The organism is Shigella sp. FC1544 (assembly GCF_001722145.1).
In the GTDB taxonomy this organism is placed as follows: Bacteria; Pseudomonadota; Gammaproteobacteria; order Enterobacterales; family Enterobacteriaceae; genus Escherichia; species Escherichia coli.
Window position 1 is genome coordinate 1 of the sequence record NZ_MECT01000271.1, and the last position, 1,719, is coordinate 1,719.

Consider the following 1,719-nt stretch of genomic DNA (forward strand, 5'->3'; position numbering starts at 1 on the left):
TTTTCCAGCCATGCAGCGACCTGTTCACGGAATCCGGAGGTATTGCGTGCAGAGACGGTATCGGAAAGGCGGTCAAGGAACGCGGAAAAGGTGTTGGCGTGCTCTTCATGTTCAAAAGCATGCCATATCTGTGATACATCAGATTGTTTGTTTTCCGGGAACCATGCTGTCACGGCATCAGCCAGGGGGCGATGGAGTGTATTCTGTTGTCCGTCACTCATGGAGAAGTAAATCTGCGGGCCGTGGTAGTCCGGCGAAGAGGTTAATCTTTGCAGGGATTGCAGAGCATGGGATGACAATGGGTTATCACTAATATCTATTGAACATTCATTCCTCAGATTAAGAATGCTTTCCGGGATATGACTTATCTGATTTATGTCAAAATAACCGTTCCTTAAATTTTCCGGCAGGTATGGAATATCGGTTAACATATTGTCGATTGCCCATATGGAGTGAATGTTGTGAGGTAGAGGGGGGAGTTCACTAAGAAGATTCCCTATTGCGCTAATCTCTTGTAAAGAAAATGGTAAAGGTGGTAAAACTGCCAGCCCATTACATGATACATCTAATGTTTCCAGTAGTTCTGGTAAAACAGGAAGAGAACATAATTGATTATTTGAGACATGAAGCTCCTTCAAAGATATGGGGAGTGTGGGTAGTGTGATTAGTTGATTGTGGGACGCATTCAATAATTTAAGTCCTTGAGGCAAAGCAGGCAGTTCAATAAGTCTGTTATAGCTGACATTAAGCTGTGTAAGGGACGCAGGCAATGGGGAGATTAAGCTTAAATTATTTTTACTTATATTAATTGATTTAATTCCCGGGGGGATTTCAGGTAACGTTGTCAGGCCTAATTCAGACAAGTCTAGGTTCGTCTCTTGGTTTTGTAGACATGATACTAGTCGCTGAAAAGCGATGTCTCGTTGTTCTTCTTGTATGCGGTTATTTTTCCATTCAGTCCAATGGGTTAGATAATTTTCATATGCGCGGCTAGTGTCGATTGAATAAGTGGAGAACGAATTTGAAATTAATCTGTGATTGTTATTTGTCGGGAGCATAAATATCAGGGCGTATTCTTTATGTTGAGAGGTGTTGGATTCTTTTTTATCTGCTTTGCAATGTTATTGGTTCCCTTCAGCAGTAGACAGGAACTTCTGGAGGAGGCGGATATATAGTTTGTGTAAGCATATTAACTCCATATGTTATATATTGAAGAACTTCTGCTTTACACTATCCTAAACTGGATCGGTTTAATGTAAAAAAACGATACTTTTTGGGGGAGGGGGCAATTTTTCCTTAAGGTATGAAAAAAGGAGCTGAAGCTATATAATAGCTATTAATGCCACTGGTATCAGTGAATCATGTATATAAAAAAGGTAATGCTGCCAACTTACTGATTTAGTGTATGATGGTGATTTTAAGGTGCTTGCGTGGCTTCCATTTCCATCAGATGTCCTTCCTGCTCCGCTACTGAAGGCGTGGTGCGTAACGGCAAAAGCACTGCCGGACATCAGCGCTATCTCTGCTCTCATTGCCGTAAAACATGGCAACTACAGTTCACTTACACCGCCTCTCAGCCCGGTACGCACCAGAAAATCATTGATATGGCCATGAATGGCGTCGGATGTCGCGCCAGTGCACGCATTATGGGCGTTGGCCTCAACACGGTTTTACGTCACTTAAAAAACTCAGGCCGCAGTCGGTAACCTCGCGCATACA

At 42.6% G+C, this 1,719-nt stretch carries 2 pseudogenes; one reads left to right on the plus strand and one right to left on the minus strand.

Annotation, left to right across the window (positions count from 1 at the left end):
• Positions 1–1,058, minus strand: a pseudogene (gene ipaHd, locus BGK49_RS13985) (T3SS effector E3 ubiquitin-protein ligase IpaHd); the annotation flags it as partial.
• A gap of 372 nt (positions 1,059–1,430) precedes the next feature.
• Between ipaHd and BGK49_RS13990 the strand changes: the two are divergent.
• Positions 1,431–1,719: pseudogene (locus BGK49_RS13990) on the plus strand (IS1-like element transposase); the annotation flags it as partial.